A 21,975-nucleotide genomic window follows, 5' to 3' on the forward strand; every position below is an offset into this window, starting at 1 on the left:
CAAACCGAATCATGGCAACCGCTCTCGCACGATTTTCCGAACTGTTCCGCGGCACCGGCATTCGCCAGATACGGCTGGTCTGCGGCGTCATCCTGTTTGCCTATGTGGTCAGCCATTTCCTCAATCATGCGCTCGGCAATATCTCGGTCGAGGCCATGCAGGCGGGCGTCTACTATCACGTCCTGTTCTGGCAGTTCCTGCCGGTCACGATCGCGTTCTACACCGCGGCGCTGGTGCATGCCGGGCTCGGCGTCTTCGCGCTCTATCAGCGCCGCCAGTTCCGCTGGAAGACGGTCGAACCGCTCCAGCTCGTTTTGGGCCTCAGCATCCCTGCGCTGGTGATGGCGCATCTGATCGGCGTGCGGCTCGCCGAGACGCTGTATGGACATGAGAAGCTCTATCCGCAGGAGCTCTATCTGTTCTTCGTCGCATCCTCCGCCCGGCTGTGGCAGATGACGATCCTGCTCGTCGTCGCCTGGGTCCATGGCTGCATCGGGCTCTATTTCTGGCTGCGGATGAAGCCGTTCTTCCAGCGCGCCGCGCCCTGGCTGCTCTCTGCGGCCGTATTGATCCCGACGCTGGCGATGCTCGGCATCTACCAGGGCGGGCGCAGCGTCGCCGCCGACAGCGACGATGCGGACTGGCGCGCGGCCAATCTGACCCAGCGCCAGGTCGGCACCGTCGCGCAAGAGCACACGCTCGCCCGCATCACCGGCGGGCTGACGTTCGGCTATCTCGGCCTGCTCGGCATCGTGCTGCTCGCGCGCGGCGTGCGGGGCCTGCGCGAGCGCCGCGGCGGCATGATTGCGCTGTCCTACGGCAACGGCAAGACGGTGCGCGTGCCGAAGGGCCTCAGCGTGCTGGAGGCAAGCCTGCGCCACAACGTGCCGCATGCCAGCGTCTGCGGCGGCCGCGCCCGCTGCTCGACCTGCCGCATCCGCGTGATCGGCGATCATGGCGTCCTCCCCGAGCCGTCGCAGCGCGAAGCCTTCGTGCTTGCGCGCGTCGGCACCACCGATCCCTCGATCCGCCTCGCCTGTCAGCTGCGGCCAACCTGCGATCTCTCCTTCTTTCAATTGTTCACGCCGCACACTACGGCGAGCACGGAAGGCTCAGGGCCCGCCAGAATCGGCCAGGAGCGCTATCTCGTCAGCCTGTTCGTGGACATGCGCGGCTCGACCCAGCTCGCCGAGAAGCGGCTGCCGTTCGACACCGTCTTCATCGTCAATCGTTTCTTAGGAGCGGTTTCGCAGGCGGTGATCGAGAATGGCGGCCAGCCCAACCAGTTCGTCGGCGACGGCATGTTGGCGCTGTTTGGCCTGTCGGCCAATCCGCAGACCGCCTGCCGCCAGGCGCTGCGCGCGGCCGGCAGCATCGCCAGCCATGTCGACGAGCTCAACGAGCTCCTGAGCCACGATTTGCGCCAGCCGATCCGCTTCGGCATCGGCATTCACGGCGGCGAGGTGATCATCGGCGACATCGGCTATCGCGACCACATCGTGTTCACCGCGCTCGGCGACGCCGTGAACGTCGCGGCGCGCTTGCAGGACATGACCAAGACGCTTGCCTGCGAAGCGATCGCCTCCGACGAGGTCCGCCTCACCGCGGGCCTTGCCGAGGACGCGCTGCCGCAGCAGGAGGTCGCGATCCGCGGCCGCGACGAGCCGATGACCGTGCGCGTCATCACCGATGCCAGGCAGCTCGCCGGCCTCGTCGACCGCGACGAACGCGCCGCGGCATAAAGGCGCGAGCCACGCGCGAGGTGCGCTACCTCTCCCGCTTGCGGGAGAGGTGCAGCGAACCCGCGGCGAGATCGATTCGGCGAACGAGCGCCTCGCAGCGTAACACCGCCTTTTTGCTGCGCAGCGGCATGGGCTTGCTGCGAAAGCACGAATTGACTTCACCTGAGCCGATGCGACAGATGAGGACGGGTCTCGCGGTGATGACCGCCAGCCAACAAAATGCTCCGGGAGGAGATAATGATCGACAGACGCGACCTGCTCAAAGGAGCGGGACTTGCCGCAGCCGCGGCCACACTGAACTCGACCAGGGCGCTGGCGCTGGACACCGTGACCCTGCCCTTCACCAATGGCGAGCGGCCGCTGGTGAAGTATCCGCAGAAGCGGCCGATGATCGGCCTGACCAGCCGGCCGCCGCAGCTCGAGACGCCGTTCGCGATCTTCAACGACGGCCCGCTGACACCGAACAACGCGTTCTTCGTCCGCTATCACCTCTCCGACCTCCCCTACAATGTCGATCCCGACAAGTTCACGCTCGAGGTCAAGGGCAAGGTGGACAAGCCGCTCAAGCTGTCGCTGATGGATATCCGCAAGATGAAGGCGACCGAGATCGTCGCCGTCAACCAGTGCTCCGGCAACAGCCGCGGCTTCTCCGATCCGCGCGTCGCCGGCGGCCAGCTCGGCAACGGCGCGATGGGCAACGCGCGCTGGCGCGGCGTGCCGCTCAAGGCCGTGCTCGAGATGGCGGGCGTACAGACCGGCGCCAAGCAGGTCACGTTCAACGGCATGGACGGCCCGGTCAGTGACAAGACGCCGGACTTCGTCAAGGCGCTCGATATCGAGCACGCGACCGACGGCGAGGTCATGCTGGCCTATGGCATGAACGGCGAAGACCTGCCGTTCCTCAACGGCTTCCCGCTGCGCCTCATCGTGCCCGGCTATTACGGCACCTACTGGGTCAAGCACCTCAACGAGATCACCGTCATCGACAATGTCTACGACGGCTTCTGGATGAAGTCGGCCTATCGCATCCCCGACACGCCCTGCAATTGCGTCGACCCGGGAACCGCGCCAAAGGCGACGATCCCGATCAACCGCTTCACCATCCGCTCCTTCATCACCAGCGTCGCCGACGGCGCCAAGCTGAAGGCCGGCCGCGCGACGCTGCGCGGCATCGCCTTCGACGGCGGCAAGGGCATCAAGGAGGTGTCGGTCTCGATCGACGGCGGGAAAAGCTGGACGCAAGCCAAGCTCGGCAAGGATCTCGGCAAATACTCCTTCCGCGAATGGAAGCTGCCGGTGAAGCTCGCGGCCGGTCCTGTCGAGTTGAAGGTACGCGCGACCAGCAATGGCGGTGAGACCCAGCCGGACACGCCGCGCTGGAACCCGGCCGGCTATTTGCGCAACGTCGTCGAAACCGTCCGTGTCACGGTGGCCTGAGGGGAGAATGACGATGAAGCGCACCGTTCTCCTCACCCTCGCTCTCGCGACCGGCCTGCTCGGCTCCGTCACCGCCGCCCCCATCGGCTACCAGACTCCGGACGAGGTCGCCGCCTTCAAGCCCGGTCCCAATCTCGACGTGGTCACGAACAACTGTACGGCCTGCCACTCGGCCGACTATGTCAACACCCAGCCACCGGTGAAGGACAGGAAAGCCTTCTGGCAGGCCGAGGTGACCAAGATGATCAAGGTCTATGGCGCGCCGATCGACGATGCCGATGTCGGCAAGATCGTCGACTATCTCGCGGCGACCTATTGAGGGGCTACCCGCCGCCGGCTGGCCAAATGACCGCGAAACGGGCAAAACTGGCAAAAACGCTGCGAAGTTGAGCGAATTTCCGCAGGAAACCGGCATGGTTTGAGCTACCAAGCCCGTAACATTCCGGTGTATCCTGCTTGGACCGAGCCGGCCGGTTTGCGGGGACTGGCGGCTCGTGCTTGTGGAGGAAAGTCCCGCGGAGAAGACGTGATGCCCAAAGGTACGGTCAAGTGGTTCAACCCGACGAAGGGTTATGGGTTCATCCAGCCTGCGTCGGGAGGCAAGGATGTGTTCGTGCATATCTCGGCAGTGCAGAAAGCCGGTCTGTCCACCCTGAACGAGGGTCAGACGGTGGAGTATGAAGAGATCGCAAACCGGGGCAAGACGTCCGCAGAAAACCTCAAAGTATAAGCCCCTCCGGCATTTTGCCGCCTCCCGGATCGGATCCGGGAGCACGGGCCAAAAAAATTTAGAAGACGATCAAGTGCATTCGACGACAGGTGTTGCGATTGCGCGAGGGGTAAGCTTTTTTGCGCGTAAAGACCCCCGATCGACAGACCTCCCCGACAATCGCGACGGCACATTTCAGCCGACAGGCAGAGGTGCGTCGCGCTTGATCTCCTCCATCACCGCGTAGGTGCGTGTCTCGCGCACGCCCGGCATCGACAGCAAGGTCTCGCCGAGAAAGCGCCGATACGCGGCCATGTCGGGAAGGCGCGCCTTGACGAGATAATCGAATCCGCCGGCAACCATGTGACACTCGAGCACTTCGGGCGCGAGTTTCACCGCGCGCGCGAACCGCTCGAAATTGTCCGGCGTGGTCTTGTCGAGCAGCACCTCGACGAACACCAGCAGCCCGAGCCCAAGGCGGTGCGGATTGAGCCGTGCGCCATAGCCCTCGACAAACCCTTCGCGCTGGAGCCGCTTCAGCCGCTCGCCAATCGAGGTCGGCGACAGGCCGATGCGTTCGGCGAGTTCGACATTGGCGATACGCCCGTCCTCTTGCAAGATTGAGAGGATTCTCCGGTCGATTTTGTCAAGTTCCATACTATCCACGGGATTTCTGCCATCTGGCTTTATTATCTAAGGCAAAATCGTTATCTTGTCTATCGAACTACGGCGATGTGCGGATTACCTTCCAGGCGACACAGGACACGCCATGCCGAACATTTCCTCCCCCTTCACCGCAGCTTACGCGCCCGATGATGCCGAGATTGCCGCCCCGCTGTTGCGGACGGCCCACCTCACCCCTCCCCAGGAGGCGCGGATCGACCGAACCGCCACGCGGCTGATCGAGGCTGTCCGCAAGCGTGACGACCGGCTCGGCGGGGTCGAGGACATGCTGCGCGAGTTCGCGCTCTCGACCAAGGAGGGCCTCGCGCTGATGGTACTGGCCGAAGCCCTGCTCCGTGTGCCGGATGCCCGCACCGCCGACCAGTTCATCGAGGACAAGCTTGGCGAGGGCGATTTCGTCCACCACGAAACGAAATCCAGCGCCTTCCTGGTCAACGCCTCGGCCTGGGCGCTCGGCCTGTCTGCGCGGGTGATCCAGCCCGGCGAGACGCCGGACGGCACCATCGGCCGGCTGGTGAAGCGGCTAGGCGCGCCGGCGGTGCGCGCGGCGACGCGGCAGGCGATGCGGCTGATGGGCAACCATTTCGTGCTGGGCGAGACCATCGAGCAGGCGCTGGAGCGCGCCCGGCCGCGCTCGGGCCAGCAGCCGCGCTACTCCTTCGACATGCTCGGCGAAGGCGCCCGCACCGCCTCTGACGCCAAGCGCTATTTCGACGCCTATGCGAGTGCGATTCTGACCATCGGCAAGGCGGCGGGCGAACGTCCCCTGCCCGACCGTCCCGGCATTTCCGTCAAGCTCTCGGCGCTGCATCCGCGCTTCGAGGTGATCAGCCGCGAGCGCGTGATGAAGGAGCTGGTGCCGCAACTCCTGGATCTCGCCCAGCGCGCCAAGGCCTATGATCTCAACTTCACCGTCGACGCCGAGGAAGCCGACCGGCTGGAGCTGTCGCTCGACGTGATCGCCGCCACGCTCGCCGATGCCTCGCTGGCCGGCTGGGACGGCTTTGGCCTCGCGATCCAGGCCTATCAGAAGCGCGCGGTCGCCGTGATCGACTATGTCGACGGCCTCGCCCGCCTGCTCGACCGCAAGCTGATGGTGCGGCTGGTCAAGGGCGCCTATTGGGACACCGAGATCAAGCGCGCGCAGGAGCGCGGGCTCGATGGCTATCCGGTCTTCACCCGAAAGGCGATGACGGACCTCAACTACGTCGCCTGCGCCTCGAGGCTGCTCGCGTTGCGGCCGCGCATCTTCCCACAGTTCGCGACCCACAACGCGCTGACCGTTGCGACCGTGCTGGAGCTTGCTGGCGAGAGCGGCGGATTCGAGTTTCAACGGCTGCACGGCATGGGCGAGGCGCTCTACGAGCAGCTCGCGCAGGATCACCCAAAACTCGCCTGCCGCACCTATGCGCCGGTCGGCAGCCATCGCGACCTGCTCGCCTATTTGGTGCGGCGCCTCCTGGAGAACGGTGCCAACTCGTCGTTCGTGGCGCTGGCCGCCGACTATCGCGTGGCGATGACCGCCCTGCTGCAACGCCCCGCAGACATCATTGCCAAGCCGCAAGCTGCGCACCACCCGAAGATCCCGCTGCCGCGCGATCTGTTCGCGCCGGAGCGGCGCAATTCACGCGGCGTCGAGTTCGGCGAGCGTGCCGCGCTCGATCACCTGCTGGCCGAGATCGCGGCCGAGCCAACCGATCTCACGCCCATCGCCGACGCCACGCCCGAGCAGGCGAACGCAGCGGTCGCCGCGGCGCGCACGGGCTTTGCCGCCTGGAGCCGCACGTCCGCCGGCACCCGCGCGGCGGCGCTGGAGCAGGCCGCGCATCTCCTGGAGCAGCGGGCGCCCCACTTCATCGCGCTGCTCCAGCGCGAGGGCGGCAAGACGCTCGACGACGCGCTCTCGGAGCTACGCGAAGCCGCCGATTTCTGCCGCTACTACGCTGCGCAGGGCCGAAAGCTGTTCGGCACGGCTGAGGCGATGCCGGGCCCCACCGGCGAGAGCAACGTGCTGACCTTGCGTGGCCGCGGCGTATTCGTCGCGATCTCGCCGTGGAATTTTCCGCTCGCGATCTTCCTCGGCCAGGTGACGGCGGCGCTGATGGCCGGCAACAGCGTGGTGGCAAAACCCGCCGAGCAGACGCCACGGATCGCGCGCGAGGCCGTGCGGCTGCTGCACGAGGCGGGCGTTCCCGCAAATGCGCTGCACCTCGTCACCGGCGATGGCCGGATCGGTGCAGTGCTGACCGCGCATTCCGACATCGCCGGCGTCGTCTTCACCGGTTCGACCGAGGTCGCACGCACGATCAACCGGACGCTCGCCGCGAAGGACGGCCCGATCGTGCCGCTGATCGCGGAGACCGGCGGCATCAATGCCATGATCGCGGACGCGACCGCGCTGCCCGAACAGGTCACTGATGACGTCGTCACCTCCGCCTTCCGCTCCGCCGGCCAACGTTGCTCGGCACTGCGGCTCCTGTTCGTGCAGGAGGACGTCGCCGACCGCATGATCGAGATGATTGCTGGCGCCGCGCGAGAGTTGAAAATCGGCAATCCCAGCGACGTCGCGACCCATATCGGCCCGGTGATCGACAATGAGGCCAAGCAGCGGCTCGACGCACACATCGCCCGAATGAAGACGGAGGCGCGGCTGCATTTTGCAGGCAGTGCGCCCGCGGGCTGCTTCGTGGCACCGCATATTTTCGAGCTCGCCGATGCCGGCAAGCTCACCGAGGAGGTGTTCGGCCCCGTCCTGCATGTCGTGCGCTACCGCGCCGAACATCTCGAGCGCATCCTGGCCGCGATCGCGCGCACCGGCTATGGGCTCACGCTCGGTGTCCACTCGCGCATCGACGACACTGTCGATGCCATCGTCGAACGGCTGTCGGTCGGCAATGTCTACGTCAACCGCAACATGATCGGCGCCGTCGTCGGCGTGCAACCGTTCGGCGGCAACGGCCTGTCCGGAACCGGCCCCAAGGCCGGGGGCCCGCATTACCTCGCGCGCTTTGCGACGGAGCAGACGGTCACGATCAACACAGCCGCCGCCGGCGGCAACGCTGCCCTGCTCGCGGGGGAGGAGTAGGCACGGCCTGCGGCGTTGCATCCCGCCAAAACATCGGTCAAATGGTTGACAGATGAGCACGCGCGAATTCCAGCGTGCGGGAAACAAGCGGGAGCGGCGGCACGATGCAGCAGGGCATTTTCGACGGCCTGAAGGTTTTGGATTGCGCAAGCTTCATCGCGGCGCCCGCTGCCGCGACCGTGCTGTCGGATTTCGGCGCCGATGTCATCAAGATCGAGCCGCCCGGCATGGGCGATCCTTACCGCAATCTGCCGAACCTGCCGGGTTATCCCGCGAGCGAGCACAATTTCGCCTGGCTGCTGGAAGCGCGCAACAAGAAGAGCCTCGCGCTCGACCTCACCAAGCCGGACGCGCAAGCCGTGCTCTACAAGCTGGTCGCCGAGAGCGACGTCTTCATCACCAACATGCCGCCGCAGGTGCGCGCCAAGCTCGGCATCACCTATGATCATCTCGCGCACCTGAACGAGCGGCTGATCTACGCCTCCTTCACCGGTTACGGCGAGAAGGGCGAGGAGGCCAACAAGCCCGGCTTCGACAGCAACGCCTATTGGGCGCGCTCCGGCCTGATGGACCTCGTGCGCGCCGACACCAACACGACGCCGGCGCGTTCGGTGGCGGGCATGGGCGATCATCCCTGCGCCATGGCGCTCTATAGCGCGATCGTCACCGCCCTCTATCAGCGCGAGAAGACCGGCAAGGGCGCGCATGTCGCCTCCAATCTGATGGCCAACGGCGTGTGGGCCGCGAGCGTGCTGGCGCAGGCAAAGCTCTGCGGCGCCAAGTTCGGCGAGCGGCGGCCGCGCGAGCGTGCGCTGAACGCGGTGGCCAACCATTACCAGTGCAAGGACGGCCGCTGGCTGATCCTCTCGCTGTTGAACGAGGACCGGCAGTGGCCGACGCTCGCCCGCTGCATGGGGCGTGAGGACCTGATCGACGATCCGCGCTTTGCCAGCAAGCCGGATCGCCATGCGCGCTCGATCGAGCTGATCAGGATCTTCGACGAGGTGTTCGCCACCAGGGATCTCGCCGAATGGCGCAAGATCCTCGACGGCAACGGGCTGGTGTTCGGTGTCGTCGGAATTCTCGACGACATCCCGAACGACCAGCAGATGCTCGACAACGAGGTGCTGGTGCCGTTCGAGAACGACACCATGCTGACCATCAACAGCCCGATCTGGGTCGACGGCACGAGAAAGGTCCAGCCGCGCAAGCCGCCCGCGGTCGGCGAGCACAGTGACGATATCTTGCGCGATGCCGGATACGACGAGGCGACGATCAAGACGCTGCGCGCGTCGGGGGCGGTGGCGTAAGGGGCGGCACGCCGGCGCCGCAAACTCCCGTGTCGTCCCGGGGGGCGCGCGTAGCGCGAGCCCGGGACCCAACCACAGGCAGATGTTGTGACGTTAGATCGTGGCCACAATTTTCGCCAAACTCCTCCCTGTGGTTATGGGTCCCGGATCGGCGCTCACTGCGTTCGCTTGTCCGGGACGACCCTCGGTGAGGTAACTCGCTTCAACAAATCGCGTCCTCTGTGAGGTCCCATGCCCAGCTACCGCCTGCACTACTTCCCCGAATCCGGCAACAGCTACAAGCTGGCGCTGATGCTCACGCTGTGCGGTGAGACCTTCGAGCCCGTTTGGACCGATTTTGCCGGCGGCGTCACGCGCACTCCGGAGTGGCGACAGACGGTCAACGAGATGGGCGAGATCCCGGTGCTTGAGATCGACGGCGTGAAGATGACGCAGACCGCACCGATCCTGCTGAAACTCTCCGAGCAATATGGCCGCTTCGGCGGCACGACGGCCGAGGAGAAGTTCGAGCTGCTGCGCTGGCTGTTCTGGGACAACCACAAGCTCACCGGCTACATGGCAACCTACCGCTTCATGCGGACATTCACGCCGAACGGCGACCCTCAAGTGCTCAAGCATTTCCGCCGGCGGCTCGACGACTTCCTCGGCATTATCGAGCAGCATCTGTCCCGGAATGCATTCGCGATCGGCGAGAAGCCGACCATCGGCGACATCTCGATGATGGCCTATCTGCATTATCCGAGCGACGAGCACGGCTACGATTTCGGAGAGAGCCATCCCGCCATCCACGCCTGGCTCGGCCGCATGGCCGCGCTGCCTGGCTGGCGGTCGGCGTATGATCTGCTGCCGGGACCGCGGATGACGCACTACGCGACGTGATCGAGAGCTAGCGCGTCTTCACAAAGCACATGCCTATGGGGCTCGATGCGGCCGCAGCCTGGCAGGCGAGACCCTTGGCGCAGGTCCATGACGAAAAACTCTTGTCAGCGCCGACCGATCCCGGCGGCTGCAAATAACAATGTGCCCCCCAGCCGTCCTGATATTCGGTTCCTGCAAGCTCGGTGCTGCCGCGGAGCTGCGGCCGGCTGGCAAAGCCGCGCGAGAAGTCGGGACGCCTGCCCTCCGCAAACGCGGTCAGGATGTCGCGGCGACGGACCTGGTCGCCGAAGAAATGCGGCGAGGCCGGCACGATGGTGGACGGCTTGTCCGCGAGCCAGTCGACACCCGGGAAATGGAAGCCGCCGATGCCGCGGGTCTGGTGACAGCCGGCGCAGGTGATGTCGTTGAGCCGGCGCTGGAAGCCCGCAACCGAGCGAATGTTCTGCAAGCTGATGCCACGCTCGGCCGCCGCCTTCAGCGCGCCGACCACGTCGCTGCCGGTGAAAACGCCATCGCCTTTTCCCTCGCCCTGCATCAGGCCGAATTCGGGCTGGAGCTGTGATGCATCGAGGCCGGCCGGCGTCGGCGCGAGAGCGGTTCTCGCGAGGAATTTTTCCGGAATCAGGACCGTGCCGCGATCGAACTCGGCAAAATGCTCGGGCGCGAGCAGCCAGTCCCTGAAGTCACGCCTGAGCGCGTCATCGCCAAGAATGCGATCGCGGTCAATCTGGTTCTCCAGCGTCGATTCCTCGAACAGCTTGGTATCGGAATTATATTTGAACACCTTCAGGAGATAGTCGGTGCGGAAATCGTGGCTCGCCGATTTCGGCATGACCGCGATCTGGATGTTGGTCTCGATGCGGTCGAGCATCGCATCGTAGGGAAACGGAAGTTGCTCGACGAGATCGAGCGGATTGTCGTTGGCGAGCCAGCGCCGCGCGATCTCCGCGCAGGTCACCTGCTTTCCGCTCGGCACGGTCTGCCGCTCGTCCCGCGCCTTCAGCACCAGGTTGAACGTCATCGGCAGGCGCGTTGCGGTCTGGCCGCCATCCGGATTCGTCTCGAAACGGGCAAGACGATAGATCAGCCGGATCTCGCCGCAGGAGGCCTCCGACACGTAGGCGCGGTCCATGCGGTTGACGATGCCCGCCAGCACGAAGCGGGTGTCGCGGGACTCGAGGACGGACCGGTCGAACAGTTGAACGTCAAAGCCTTCGCCGACGCCGATGGTCTCGTTCGGCGCATCCACCTTGTGGCGCGCAATGTAGCGATCGAACTCCGCGTCGATTTTGGGCCGGATCTGCGCAAGCTGCGGCAGCTGCGCGAACAGAATGTCCGTTGTGAGCGGAAAATTCGCGTTCCGCTCGCTCCATAGCAGTCGCGAGATCGTCAGCACGTCATGCTGATCGAGCTTGCGCAGCGCATCCGGATTGATGATCGCCGTGCCGCGATCGAGGCCTGCGTTCTCCGCAGCCGACAGCGACAGTGCGCCGCTGCATAGCGTGACGAGGGCAACGAGAATTCGCAGACAGCGATGGCTCATGCCTCCACTAACACCGCGGGAAGAGGCCTATTCAAGCAAAAAGGCGCTTCACATCGTGGTGAGGCGCCTTTCTTCGAGCTCGGAGTCGTTTGGCTAGCGCGCGACGATCAGGCCCTTGCTGGTGACGACGACCCAGCGGCCGTCCTGGCGGCGGATCGCATCGATCCGGCCGAGACCCGGCACGGGATCGCCGGCATAGACCTCGTACAGCCCGTTGCGTCCCTCGATCAGCGCGCCGCCATTGGCGACGTCACGCAGGCGCCAGCCCTCGATGGTCGGCAGCCGGCCAATCTCGGGCTTCGGCACCGGGAGCGGTACCGCGGCCTGTGCAGGAGCCGCGGCCGGTGCTGCGGCGGGCGTCGCGGCGGCGACCTGGACAGGGGCCTGGGCCGGGGCGATCGAGCCGGTTGTCTCCTTCGCCGCAGTGGTCTGCGCGGGAGCAGCGGCCTGCGCCGAGCGCAGCTTGTCGACGGCATCGGACAGTTTTGCGAGCTTGGCGGCCGGTTCAGCCTGCGCCTTCTCGAGCTTGTCGAGGCGGTCGGTGGTCTTGTTGAACTGGCCGGTCGTGGACTTCGAGGTGTGATCGAGGCCGGCCTTCAGCGCGACGACGTCGGCATCGATCCGCGCGACGGAGGCTTCCAGCGCGCTGGTATCGGCAACCTGTGCCGGCGCAGCGGCCTGGTTGGCGGCGAAATGCGTGACGCCTGCGGTCGCGAGCGCGCCGCTGATCGCGCCGACGACGGCCGCCAGCGCGACGACGGCCGCCATCGCCGAGAACCGGCGCTTGCCGCCCGTGTCCTTTGCCTCTGCCTTGACCTGCGGATCCGGGTGATCCCAGGCGCGTTCCGAGGGCGCCATGACGATCAGCTTGCCGGGCTTCAGCTCAGCCTTGGATTCGTCCAGCTTGGGCTCGTCCAACTTGGGCTCGTCCAATTTGGGGGAGTCCAGCTTGGGCTCTTCCGGCGCGGGCGCGTCGAGCTTGGGCACCACCAGCCTCGGCGGCTCGACCTTCGGCGCTTCGGCCTTGGGGGCATCCGGCATCGGCGCATCCGGCTTGGGTGCCTCATGGTCGGGGGCAATAATCGTCGGGGCGTCGGCGCGCGTCTGAAGGCCAGCCTCCGACGAAACCTCGGCGGGCTGCGGTTCAGCGGCCTGTTCGGACATTGCTTCGCTCACGGCTCAAATACTCCAGTCAGGATTGACCTTTTGGTAACTTTCATTGCTTGCGAAATCCTTACCCTTGGACCCGCTTACCGAAATTTTAGGAACTCATCCGCGGCCGAATTGGGCCGGGATCATGGAACCGGCGTGGCAGGCCGGGCGCAAAATTGCGTTCGGCAGAGGCGGGGCCAGCCCTCGATATCGGGCCAGGAAGTTGTTTGCCTGACGAATTTCCCCGTTAACGTCGCCTTAACCGTCATTGCGAGCGAAGCGAAGCAATCCAGACCATCTCCGCGGCAAGATTCTGGATTGCTTCGCTGCGCTCGCAAATGACGGAGCGAGTGGCGGCCACTCGCCTTCACATCACCACCGGCTTGTCCGGCAGCTCGTTGGGATGCGGGCCGCGCGGTGGGAAGTGGCGCGCCAGCTCGCGCGAGACCGCCTCGATGCCCTTGATCACGCCGTGCTCAAACCGGCCGGCGCGGAAGTCGGCCTCCATGTCGCGGCAGATTTTCTCCCAACCCGCAGCGCCGACCTTGGCATCGATGCCGCGGTCGGCGACAATCTCGACGTCGCGGTCGGCGAGCAGGAGATAGATCAGAACGCCGTTGTTGTGCGCGGTGTCCCAGATCCGCAAATGCGAAAAAACGTCGAGCGCGCGTTCGCGCGCCGGCTGGTTGCGGAACAGGGCGGCGCCGTCGAGCGCGCCTTCGACGACGAAACGGACCTGGCCGGAATGCATGGTCTCGCTTCGCTTGATCGCCTGCTCGACGCGGTCGAGCACTCTGGGCGTGAACACCACCTTCGCCCGCCAATGGTGCTGGACCAGATGCCTGGTGATGCGCCTGATGCCCATGACCTACCAGCTCCCCGAGGCGCCGCCGCCACCGAAACTGCCGCCACCGCCGCTGAAGCTGCCGCTGTCGCTCGACGACGAGCCGCTGCTCCAGCCGCCTCCCGACGAGGAGCCACTCGACCAGGAGCCGCCGCGCGAGCGGCCCGTACCCGGCCCCGTCGACATCGGAACGAGATCGACGATGAATGCCAGCGCGAAGGCGATGGCGCCCACGGCCAGCGCGAGGCCCAACGATCCCGCCAGGAACCAGGCTATCGCAGCGAGCACGCCTCCGGTCGCAGCCGAACCGAGCAAGCGCCCCAGCATGGTGCGCAGGATGCCGCCGACGAACAGCGAGGCGAACAGGCCGAAGGGAAGGAGGGGTCCGAGATCATCAACCTCGTTGCCAAAACTCGTGCTGCGCTGAGGCGCAGGCAACGGCTCACCGTCGATCACGCGCACGATACGGTCGACGCCATCGGCGATGCCGCCGGCAAAGTCGCCGCTCCTGAACTTCGGTGTGATGACCTCGTCGATAATCCGCCTTGACGTCACGTCGGTGAGCGCACCTTCGAGCCCGTAGCCGACCTCGATGCGCAGATGCCGGTCGTTCTTGGCAACCACGAGGATCGCGCCGTCGTCGACCTTCTTGCGCCCGATCTTCCAGGCGTCGGCGACGCGAATCGAATACTGCTCGATCGTCTCCGGCTGCGTGGTCGGCACGATGAGGATGGCGATCTGACTGCCCTTGCGGTTTTCGAAGTCCCGCAGCCGCGAGCTCAGCGACGCGACGTCGCTGCTCGACAGCGTCCCGGTCTGGTCGACCACGCGCCCCGTGAGCTGCGGCACGGCGACGTCGGCCGCGGCCGCAAAGACAAAGGCGAGGAGAAGTGCAATCAGGAGGACGCCGCGCGATGCGAAGGCAGAACAGACGCGCAACAACCTCGCCGTCATCGCCCGGCTTGACCGGGCGATCCAGTATTCCAGAGACGCCGATCGGATGCGGAGAGGCCGCGGCGTACTGGATTCCCCGCTTTCGCGGGGAATGACAGCGGTGGGTGGGGCAAAGCGCATCGTAAAATCGAATGCGTCTACTTCGACGGCGCCGGGTTGAAATCGACCTTCGGCGCGGTCGAGATTTCCTTCTCGTTCTCCACGCTGAAGTTCGGCTTCTCCTTGTAGCTGAACATCATTGCAGTGAGGTTGGTCGGGAAGGAGCGGATGGTGACGTTATAATCCTGCACCGATTTGATGTAGCGGTTGCGCGCCACCGTGATGCGGTTCTCGGTGCCCTCGAGCTGGGACATCAGGTCCTTGAACAGCGCATCCGATTTGAGCTGCGGGTAATTTTCCGTGACGACGAGAAGCCGCGACAGCGCGCTGGAGAGCTCGCCTTGTGCCGCCTGGAATTTCTGGAACGCGGCGGGATCGTTGAGCACCTCGGGCGTTGCCTGGATGCTGCCGACCTTGGCGCGCGCATTGGTGACCCCGAGCAGCACGTCTTTCTCCTGCTGAGCAAAGCCCTTCACCGAGTTGACGAGATTGGGCACGAGATCGGCGCGGCGCTGATACTGGTTCACCACCTCCGACCAGTTGGCCTTGATCTGCTCATCCTGGCTCTGGATCGCGTTGTAGCCGCAATTGGTCAGGCTGAGGCAGGCAAGCGCCGCCAGCACGGTCAGGATCTTGCGCATGATATTTCTCCCGGTGGACTCGTGAGCCTAGATATCAGATTGCGCTCGCGGAGGACATGCTGGCGGGGGTGGCGGAGCATCTCAACGGCACACATTCGGTGTCGTCCCGGCGAAGGCCGGGACCCAACCCAAGGGAGAAGTTGTAACGCGAGGCTGGCAATCACCGACCTCCGCCAAACTACTTCCTGTGGTTATGGGTCCCGGGCTCGCGCTAACGCGCGCCCCGGGACGACGAGTTGAGTTTGCGGCGACATGCGACGCAACAATGCAGGCCTACGCTCCCGCCTTCGCGTCCCGGATCGCTTGCCAGATCTTCTGCGGCGTCAGCGGTGTGTTGAGCTGGGTGATGCCGAGTTCGCTGAGCGCGTCCATCACGCCGTTGGTGACGCAAGGCGGGCCGCCGATGGCGCCGGATTCGCCGCAGCCCTTGGCGCCGAGCGGGTTGGTGCGGCAGGGCGCGGAGTCGTCGAGCGTCACCTCGATCGGCGGCACGTCGTCGGCGCGCGGGATGCAATAATCCTGGTAGCTCGCGGTGAGGAGCTGGCCTTCGGCATCATAGGCCACGCCCTCGTAGAGCGCCTGTCCGATGCCCTGCGCGACGCCACCGTGGATCTGGCCGGTGACCAGCATCGGGTTCACGGCAACGCCGACGTCGTCGACCGTGGTGTAGCGCACGACGCGTGACACGCCGGTCTCGGGGTCGATCTCGATCTCGCAGACATGCGTGCCGTTCGGCCAGCTCGGACCGTCCACCTCGCCTTCGGAATCGACGCTGAGCTTGGCGCCCTGCTCCTTCTCAGCAATCTCGAACAGACTGATGCGGCGGTCGGTGCCGACCACGGTGAGCATTCCGTCCTGATACTCGATGTCCTCGACCGCGGTCTCCAGCACGTTCGACGCCTTCTCGCGCGCCTTCTGGATCAGGTCGTTCGAGGAGACCGCGACCGCCGTGCCGCCGACGAACAGCGAGCGCGAACCGACGCTGCCGAATCCGGTCGCAAGGTCGGTGTCGCCCTGCACCACGTCGATCTTGTCGAGGGGAATGCCGAGCGTATCGGATATCATCTGGGTGTAGGTGGTCTGCAGTCCCTGCCCCATCGCCATGGTGCCGGAATGCAGGATGACGCGGCCCTGCGAGGTCGCATGCAGGCTGACCTTCTCGGTGTGCGCGCGCCCACCGGTCCACTCGATGTAGGAGGTGAGCCCGCGGCCATAGAGCAGGCCCTTCTTCTTCGCGACGCGCTTGCGTGCGGCAAAGCCGTCCCAATCGGCAAGCTTCGCGGCGCGGTCCAGCATGTGCGCGAAGGCGCCGGAATCGTAGACCTGGCCGGCAGCGTTGGTGTAGGGCAGCTGCGCCGGCTTGATGTAGTTCGCTTTGCGGATCGCGCGCGGATCCATGCCGATTTTTCGCGCGGCAGCGTCGAACAGGCGCTCGACGATGAAGACCGCTTCAGGCCGGCCTGCGCCGCGATAAGCACCGACGGGTGCGGTGTGGGTCATCACCGTCTTGATCTCGAAATGCACCAACGGCAGGTCATAGACGCCGGTCTGCACGAAGGGACCGAGCACGAGCGGGATGATGTTGGCGGCACCCGACGAGTAGGCGCCGGTGCAGCCGATCGACTTGACGCGATAGGCCAGCACCTTACCCTTCTCGTCGAGCGCGAAAGAGGCGGTCGAGGTGAGATCGCGGCCATGGGTGCCGCCGACGAATTCGTCGGTGCGGTCGCCGCGCCAGCGGATCTTCTTGTTCAGCTTGGTCGCGGCATAAGCGACGATGCCGTCCTCCGGATAGAGGTTGGTCTTCTGGCCAAAGCCGCCGCCGATGTCGCCGACCAGCACGCGTACGCTCTCGACCGGCCGCTTCAGCACCGCACCCGCGAGCACGTCGCGGGTCGAGGCCGGCGTCTGCGACTGCACGTGCAGGAGAAGCCGGCCGGATTTCTTCTCGATCTCGGCAATGGTCGAGCGCGGCTCCATCGCAGACGGCACGAGTCGCTGGCTTACGAGATCGAGATCGACCACATGCGCCGCCTTGGCGAAGGCCTCATCCACCTTGGCTGCGTCGCCATAGGCCATCGCGCCGACGACGTTATCGGGTGCGTCCGGCCACACCACGGGCGCGCCGGGCTTCACCGCTTCCACGGGATCGACGACCGCGGGCTGCACGTCGTAGTCGACCACGATCGCTTCGGCCGCGCTCTGCGCCAGAACGCGCGAGGTGGCGACCACGGCCGCAACGGCCTCGCCGGCATAGCGCACGACCTCATGGGCGAGCAGCCGGCGCGGCGGCACCGTCATCGGCTTGCCGTCGGGACGCTTGAAGATGTTCAGCGTGGGGATCTCGCCGATATTGTCCTTGATCAGATCGGCGCCGGTATAGACCGCGGTCACACCTTGCATCGCCGCCGCGGCGCTGGTGTCGATCGACGCGATCCTGGCGTGGGCATGCGGCGAGCGCAGCACATGCAGCCACAGCGCACCGTCCTCCGGCTTGTCGTCGATGAACTGTCCCTTCCCGGTGAGCAGTCGCTGGTCTTCCAAACGCTTGACGGGCTTGCCCGCCCCGAAACGCAAATTGCCGGGAAGAATGTTCATTCCAATGGGTCCTCTAAGCCTCAAAGTGCGGCCGCCTTTTAGCGGATCGAGGCACATGAGGCCAGCCGACGTTTTGTGCGGGCAGGACCTGCAGATTCGTCATGCCCGAGATATGTTCGTCATTCCGGGGCGATGCGCAGCATCGAACCCGGAATGACGACTATGCAAGCTCCGACAACGCCGCCTCGACGACCTTGCGCTGCTCGGCCGTCAATGCGGCCTGAGGCGGGACGGGGTCGCCGACGTCGTAGCCCTGGGTCGCCAGCCCTGCCTTGATGCAGGCGGCGAGGTTGAAGCGGGCGAAGGCTTCGTTGATGCGCCACAGCTTGCGCTGGAGCGCCATGGCCGCATCCCAGCGTCCCTCCTTGCAGAGATTGTAGAGCTGAACGCTCTGGCGCGGGATGATGCAGGCCGGTCCCGCCATCCAGCCGAGGCCGCCGATCAGCATCACCGCGGCGGGAATATGTGCGGAAGCCGAGAACACGCGGATCTTGTCGCCGCAGCGGTTCATGATCGACAGAAGCCGGCCGGTGTTGGTCGAGGCATCCTTGATGTAGCCGATGCGCGGATGCTCGGCGAGGCGCGCGATGACGTCGAGCGTGAGGTCGGAGCGCTGGAATTGCGGATTGGAGTAGATGACGACGGGAATATCCACGGCGTCCGCAATGCTACGGAAATAGGATTCGACCTGGGCCTCAGTAAGCGGGAAGTAGGCCTCCAGGATCGCCAGAATGCCGTCGGCGCCGAGCTTCTGGTACGCCTTCGCCTGCGCGACCGCATCGGCAGTCGAGGTCGAGGCGACACCGGCCACCACGGGCACGCGGCCCTCCACGGCCTCGATCGTGGTCTGCACGATCGCCCTGCGCTGCACAGCATCGAGATAGGCGAATTCTCCAGTCGAACCGAGCGGCGTCAGCCCGTGCACGCCTGCGCCGATCAGGTCGTCGCAGAGCCGGGCGAGCACGCCGGTGCGCACCGTGCCGTCCGCATCGACGGGCGAGACGAGATAGGGGAAGACGCCGTGGAAATCTGGCATGTCGGGCAACCCTGCGGCAGATCGGGCGTTGCAGGTCCGCCCGTATGGTTTCGCGGGTGCTAACACGCGCCCGTGAGGCCGACAAGCAAGCCGGCGAATGAACCGGCCTGCTGCATTGAGGGACTAATGGGACGTCGCCGCGAACCAACCAGGAAGCCCCTATGCTGATCGTCACGACGGAGAACGTAGCGAACCACCGCGTCGTCAGGACGCTCGGCCAGTGCTTTGGCATCGTCGTCCGCAGCCGCGGGCTCGGCGGCAATATCATCGCCGGATTGCGGTCGATCGTCGGCGGCGAGATCCCCGAATATACGCGGCTGCTCGAAGATGCGCGCCGCCACGCTATCGACCGCCTGGTCGAGAACGCCACCGCGATGGGTGCCAACGCGATCGTGATGATGCGGTTCGATTCCGCGGAGATCGGCCAGACCATGAGCGAGATCGTCGCCTACGGCACCGCGGTCGAGATCGAGCCGGCCTCGCGCTAGCGACTTGCGGAGAGAAACATGTCCTTGGGATGCGCGATCGCCGCACTCGTGGTTGCCGCCGTGCTCCTGATCGCAGGCCACTTCTTTCCGTTCGGCGTTCCCCTCACCTTCATTGGCGTCGGTCTCATCCTCAGCCTCATCTACGACACCCGCTACAAGCCGGCGTCGAGGCGGCCGGCAGGTCCCGGCTGGGTCGACACCGGCGAGCGCTTCATCGATCCCGAGACCAAGCGGCGCGTGGCCGTGTTCACGCGGCCCGAGACCGGCGAGCGGGAATATATCGAGCTTTAGCTCGCGCCCTCACACCTTGATGAGCCGCACCCGCGTGCCCCAGGGATCGACGGCCTCGACGCCATTGGCAAGCGCCGTAACCTGCGCGCCCGCCTTGCGCAGGCGCTCGTCCTGGGCGGCGAGGATGTCCTGCTTCTCCGTCACCAGCGAGAACCAGGCGAGCCCGGTCGTGGTATCGTCGCGGCGGCCGGCGCCCTGGCTCTGCCAGACGTTCATGCCGAGATGGTGGTGATAGCGGCCGGAGGAGAGGAACGCGGCGCCGTTGCGGCGGCGGGTCGGATCGAGACCGACGGTGCCGTGATAAAAGCCTTCGGCCTTCGCGAGGTCGCCGACGCGCAAATGCATGTGCCCGACGCGCAAGCCCTCCGGCGCCTTGGCGTAATCGCTGACGCGGGTATTGGTGAGCGACAGCAGGTCCGGAATGTTCAGCTCGTCGGTCGCCATCTTCACCGAGCCCTCGCTCCACTGCCATTGCGAGGGATCGCGGTCGGCATAGACCTCGATGCCGTTGCCTTCGGGATCGTCGAGATAGACGGACTCGCTGACGAGATGATCGGCAAACCCCGACAGCGGCACACGATGCGAGGCGGCGTGCACCAGCCAGCGCGCGAGATCCTTGCGCGTCGGCATCAGGAATGCGGTGTGATAGAGACCGGCCGCGTTGCGCGGCTCGATCGTGGCATCGGGATACGCTTCCAGCACGAGCAGCGTTACCCCGCCGGCGCCGAGCTGCGCTGAACCCGCCGAGCGTTCCATCACCGTGAGGCCGAGCACGTCGCGATAATAGTCGGCGACGGTATCGAGATTCTTGACCCGCAGCGTCACCATGCCGACGCGCATCGGCGTGCGGCTGGCGTAGGTCGGCCCGACGCTGACCGGATTGCCCTCGGCACGCGCCGCAGCCGCGGCGGCTGCCGCGAGCGTAGTGGCGCCGGCGAGATGGAGCAGCATGCGGCGGGTCAGGTCGATGGTCATCCGGGGTCTTCCGAAAATGCGTGGGGCTCTGAGGCGCAATGGCGGGCCGATTGCTACACGTTCCCGTGACCGCCTCCCAATCACATGTTCGTCGGCCGGGACAATACGGAGGCTCCTGCCCATCAGGCCAGTTTCCGGATCGGCCGCGGCATCCCAGATTTGGGACAACCGACAGGAGCCCTCCATGACCGACCCTACCCCCCTCGCCGCGCTCTCATCAGCGCTTTCCGATGTCACTGCGCGTGCTGCGCCGTCGCTCGTCTCCGTCCACTCGCATCGGTTGCGCGCTTCCGGCTTTGTCTGGAAGGCAGGCCTCATCATCACGGCCGACGAGGCGCTGGCCGATGAGGGCGAAGTCGAGATCAGGCTCGCCGACGGCAGCACCCGGACGGCAACGATTGCCGGCCGCGACCACACCACCGACATCGCGCTGCTGCGCGTCGATGCCGACATCCCGCCGGTGAAGCTGACGTCCGCCGCCCCAGCGCTCGGTTCGCTCGCAATCGTCGTTGCAGCCGACCGCGGCGCACCCACGGCATCTCTCGGCATGGTGTCGCTCGCTGGCCCGCGCTGGCGCAGCCTTCGCGGCGGCGACATCGATGCGCGGATCGAGCTCGACGTGCGGCTACGCCATAGCCATGAGGGCGGGCTCGCGCTGAATGCACAGGGCGAACCGTTCGGCATGGCGGTGCAGGGACCGCGGCGCGTGCTGGTGATCCCGGCCGCGACCATCGAGCGCGTCGCGGCGCAGCTCGAGACGCGCGGCCGGATCGCGCGCGGCTATCTCGGGCTCGGCCTGCAACCGGTGCGGCTCGATGACGGCGTCGGCGCGATGGTGATGAATGTCGACAAGTCCGGACCATCTGCCGCCGCCGGTATCAGGCAGGGCGACGTCATCGTAGCCGTCAATGACGAGAAACTCGCTGGCGTCCGCGCGCTGTCGCGCTCGCTCGGACCTGCGAGCGTGGGCTCCGTCGTCGACGTCGCGGTGCGGCGCGGCGGCGAGCCGGTGAGCTTCAAGGTCACGATCGGCGAAAGGCCGGAGGCGTGAGCGAGGACACGACGCAGGACATCGCGATCGCGCTGGAGATCGGCGATCCCGCGCTCGCCGACCGGCTGGCGTCGCTGCTCGGCGGCGTCGCCGGCCTGCGGCTCGTCGCGCCTGGAGATCCTGCCGCGGTGGTCGTACGCGACCGACAGCCCTCGCCGGCCGATATCGAGCTGACGGCGCGCGAGCTCGACGTGCTCGCGCTGATGGCCGAGGGCGCCTCGAACAAGATGATCGCGCGCCAGCTCGGCATCTCCGTGCACACCGTCAAGTTCCACGTCGGCTCGCTGCTCGACAAGCTGGATGCCACCGGCCGCACCGACGCGGTCGCACATGCCGCGCGGCGGGGCGTTATCAATCTCTAAAGCGCGATGAGATTGCGATGAATTGTCGTCGCGCTTTAGGTTATTGTTTGAGCATGATCTCTTCGGAAAACCGCTTCACACTTTTCCGGATCATG

20 protein-coding genes are annotated in these 21,975 nt (G+C 65.7%); 11 read left to right on the plus strand and 9 right to left on the minus strand.

The window, feature by feature from the left end:
* Positions 1 to 11 precede the first annotated feature (11 nt).
* From QQL28_RS41490 to QQL28_RS41505, 4 genes are all read left to right on the plus strand, one after another.
* Positions 12 to 1,742: an adenylate/guanylate cyclase domain-containing protein gene (locus tag QQL28_RS41490; protein WP_284275051.1), complete on the plus strand. Its 1,731-nt coding sequence runs from the start codon at positions 12 to 14 to the stop codon at positions 1,740 to 1,742.
* Between the two features lie 237 nt (positions 1,743 to 1,979).
* Positions 1,980 to 3,179 carry a SorA family sulfite dehydrogenase catalytic subunit gene (sorA, locus tag QQL28_RS41495; RefSeq protein ID WP_284275052.1) on the plus strand — a complete coding sequence of 400 codons (1,200 nt, stop codon included), beginning with the start codon at positions 1,980 to 1,982 and terminating at the stop codon, positions 3,177 to 3,179.
* 13 nt (positions 3,180 to 3,192) lie between these two features.
* Positions 3,193 to 3,498, plus strand: coding sequence for a SorB family sulfite dehydrogenase c-type cytochrome subunit (gene sorB / locus QQL28_RS41500; protein WP_284275055.1), 306 nt, complete (start codon positions 3,193 to 3,195; stop codon positions 3,496 to 3,498).
* A 210-nt stretch (positions 3,499 to 3,708) separates the two neighbouring features.
* The gene (locus tag QQL28_RS41505) at positions 3,709 to 3,909 is read left to right on the plus strand and encodes a cold-shock protein (RefSeq protein ID WP_027527932.1); all 201 of its coding nucleotides are present in this window, start codon (positions 3,709 to 3,711) and stop codon (positions 3,907 to 3,909) included.
* 174 nt (positions 3,910 to 4,083) lie between these two features.
* Here QQL28_RS41505 and QQL28_RS41510 read toward each other — a convergent pair whose 3' ends face one another.
* Positions 4,084 to 4,545: an Lrp/AsnC ligand binding domain-containing protein gene (locus QQL28_RS41510; protein WP_284275063.1), complete on the minus strand. Its 462-nt coding sequence runs from the start codon at positions 4,543 to 4,545 to the stop codon at positions 4,084 to 4,086.
* Positions 4,546 to 4,657: 112 nt separating this feature from the next.
* Between QQL28_RS41510 and putA the strand changes: the two genes are divergently transcribed.
* From putA to QQL28_RS41525, 3 genes are all read left to right on the plus strand, one after another.
* Positions 4,658 to 7,657: a bifunctional proline dehydrogenase/L-glutamate gamma-semialdehyde dehydrogenase PutA gene (putA, locus tag QQL28_RS41515; protein WP_284275065.1), complete on the plus strand. Its 3,000-nt coding sequence runs from the start codon at positions 4,658 to 4,660 to the stop codon at positions 7,655 to 7,657.
* Between the two features lie 104 nt (positions 7,658 to 7,761).
* Positions 7,762 to 8,967 (plus strand): CaiB/BaiF CoA transferase family protein, encoded by a 1,206-nt coding sequence (locus QQL28_RS41520; protein WP_284275067.1) that lies wholly within the window; start codon positions 7,762 to 7,764, stop codon positions 8,965 to 8,967.
* Between the two features lie 231 nt (positions 8,968 to 9,198).
* A complete protein-coding gene (locus tag QQL28_RS41525) occupies positions 9,199 to 9,846 on the plus strand; it encodes a glutathione S-transferase family protein (protein ID WP_284275069.1) in 648 nt (215 codons plus the stop codon).
* Positions 9,847 to 9,853: 7 nt separating this feature from the next.
* Here the strand turns inward: QQL28_RS41525 and QQL28_RS41530 are convergent, their stop codons facing one another.
* From QQL28_RS41530 to QQL28_RS41560, 7 genes are all read right to left on the minus strand, one after another.
* Positions 9,854 to 11,389 (minus strand): hypothetical protein, encoded by a 1,536-nt coding sequence (locus QQL28_RS41530; RefSeq protein ID WP_284275071.1) that lies wholly within the window; start codon positions 11,387 to 11,389, stop codon positions 9,854 to 9,856.
* A gap of 93 nt (positions 11,390 to 11,482) precedes the next feature.
* Positions 11,483 to 12,553: a hypothetical protein gene (locus QQL28_RS41535; RefSeq protein WP_284275074.1), complete on the minus strand. Its 1,071-nt coding sequence runs from the start codon at positions 12,551 to 12,553 to the stop codon at positions 11,483 to 11,485.
* 355 nt (positions 12,554 to 12,908) lie between these two features.
* Positions 12,909 to 13,406, minus strand: coding sequence for a TPM domain-containing protein (locus QQL28_RS41540; protein WP_284275076.1), 498 nt, complete (start codon positions 13,404 to 13,406; stop codon positions 12,909 to 12,911).
* A 3-nt stretch (positions 13,407 to 13,409) separates the two neighbouring features.
* Positions 13,410 to 14,339, minus strand: a complete 930-nt coding sequence (locus QQL28_RS41545; protein WP_284275078.1) for a TPM domain-containing protein — start codon at positions 14,337 to 14,339, stop codon at positions 13,410 to 13,412.
* 137 nt (positions 14,340 to 14,476) lie between these two features.
* Complete coding sequence (locus tag QQL28_RS41550) at positions 14,477 to 15,079, minus strand: LemA family protein (protein WP_284275079.1); 603 nt, start codon at positions 15,077 to 15,079, stop codon at positions 14,477 to 14,479.
* 273 nt (positions 15,080 to 15,352) lie between these two features.
* Positions 15,353 to 17,677 carry a xanthine dehydrogenase family protein molybdopterin-binding subunit gene (locus QQL28_RS41555; protein WP_284275081.1) on the minus strand — a complete coding sequence of 775 codons (2,325 nt, stop codon included), beginning with the start codon at positions 17,675 to 17,677 and terminating at the stop codon, positions 15,353 to 15,355.
* A 160-nt stretch (positions 17,678 to 17,837) separates the two neighbouring features.
* Positions 17,838 to 18,713 (minus strand): dihydrodipicolinate synthase family protein, encoded by an 876-nt coding sequence (locus QQL28_RS41560; RefSeq protein ID WP_284275082.1) that lies wholly within the window; start codon positions 18,711 to 18,713, stop codon positions 17,838 to 17,840.
* 161 nt (positions 18,714 to 18,874) lie between these two features.
* On the opposite strand from QQL28_RS41560, the gene QQL28_RS41565 reads away from it, so the two are divergent.
* Both QQL28_RS41565 and QQL28_RS41570 read left to right on the plus strand, forming a co-directional pair.
* Positions 18,875 to 19,201, plus strand: a complete 327-nt coding sequence (locus tag QQL28_RS41565; RefSeq protein ID WP_284275084.1) for a YbjQ family protein — start codon at positions 18,875 to 18,877, stop codon at positions 19,199 to 19,201.
* A gap of 18 nt (positions 19,202 to 19,219) precedes the next feature.
* Positions 19,220 to 19,492, plus strand: coding sequence for a hypothetical protein (locus tag QQL28_RS41570; protein WP_284275085.1), 273 nt, complete (start codon positions 19,220 to 19,222; stop codon positions 19,490 to 19,492).
* Between the two features lie 9 nt (positions 19,493 to 19,501).
* On the opposite strand, the gene QQL28_RS41575 is transcribed toward QQL28_RS41570, so the two are convergent.
* Entirely contained in the window at positions 19,502 to 20,467 is a 966-nt protein-coding gene (locus QQL28_RS41575) for a VOC family protein (protein WP_284275087.1), read from the minus strand.
* A gap of 184 nt (positions 20,468 to 20,651) precedes the next feature.
* Here QQL28_RS41575 and QQL28_RS41580 point away from each other — a divergent pair, with 184 nt between their 5' ends.
* Both QQL28_RS41580 and QQL28_RS41585 read left to right on the plus strand, forming a co-directional pair.
* Positions 20,652 to 21,518 (plus strand): S1C family serine protease, encoded by an 867-nt coding sequence (locus QQL28_RS41580; protein ID WP_284275089.1) that lies wholly within the window; start codon positions 20,652 to 20,654, stop codon positions 21,516 to 21,518.
* The gene (locus tag QQL28_RS41585) at positions 21,515 to 21,880 is read left to right on the plus strand and encodes a response regulator transcription factor (protein WP_284275091.1); all 366 of its coding nucleotides are present in this window, start codon (positions 21,515 to 21,517) and stop codon (positions 21,878 to 21,880) included. The genes QQL28_RS41580 and QQL28_RS41585 overlap by 4 nt, the downstream gene beginning before the upstream one ends.
* Positions 21,881 to 21,975 lie beyond the last annotated feature (95 nt).

The organism is Bradyrhizobium iriomotense, assembly GCF_030160715.1.
GTDB classification, from domain to species: Bacteria; Pseudomonadota; Alphaproteobacteria; order Rhizobiales; family Xanthobacteraceae; genus Bradyrhizobium; species Bradyrhizobium iriomotense.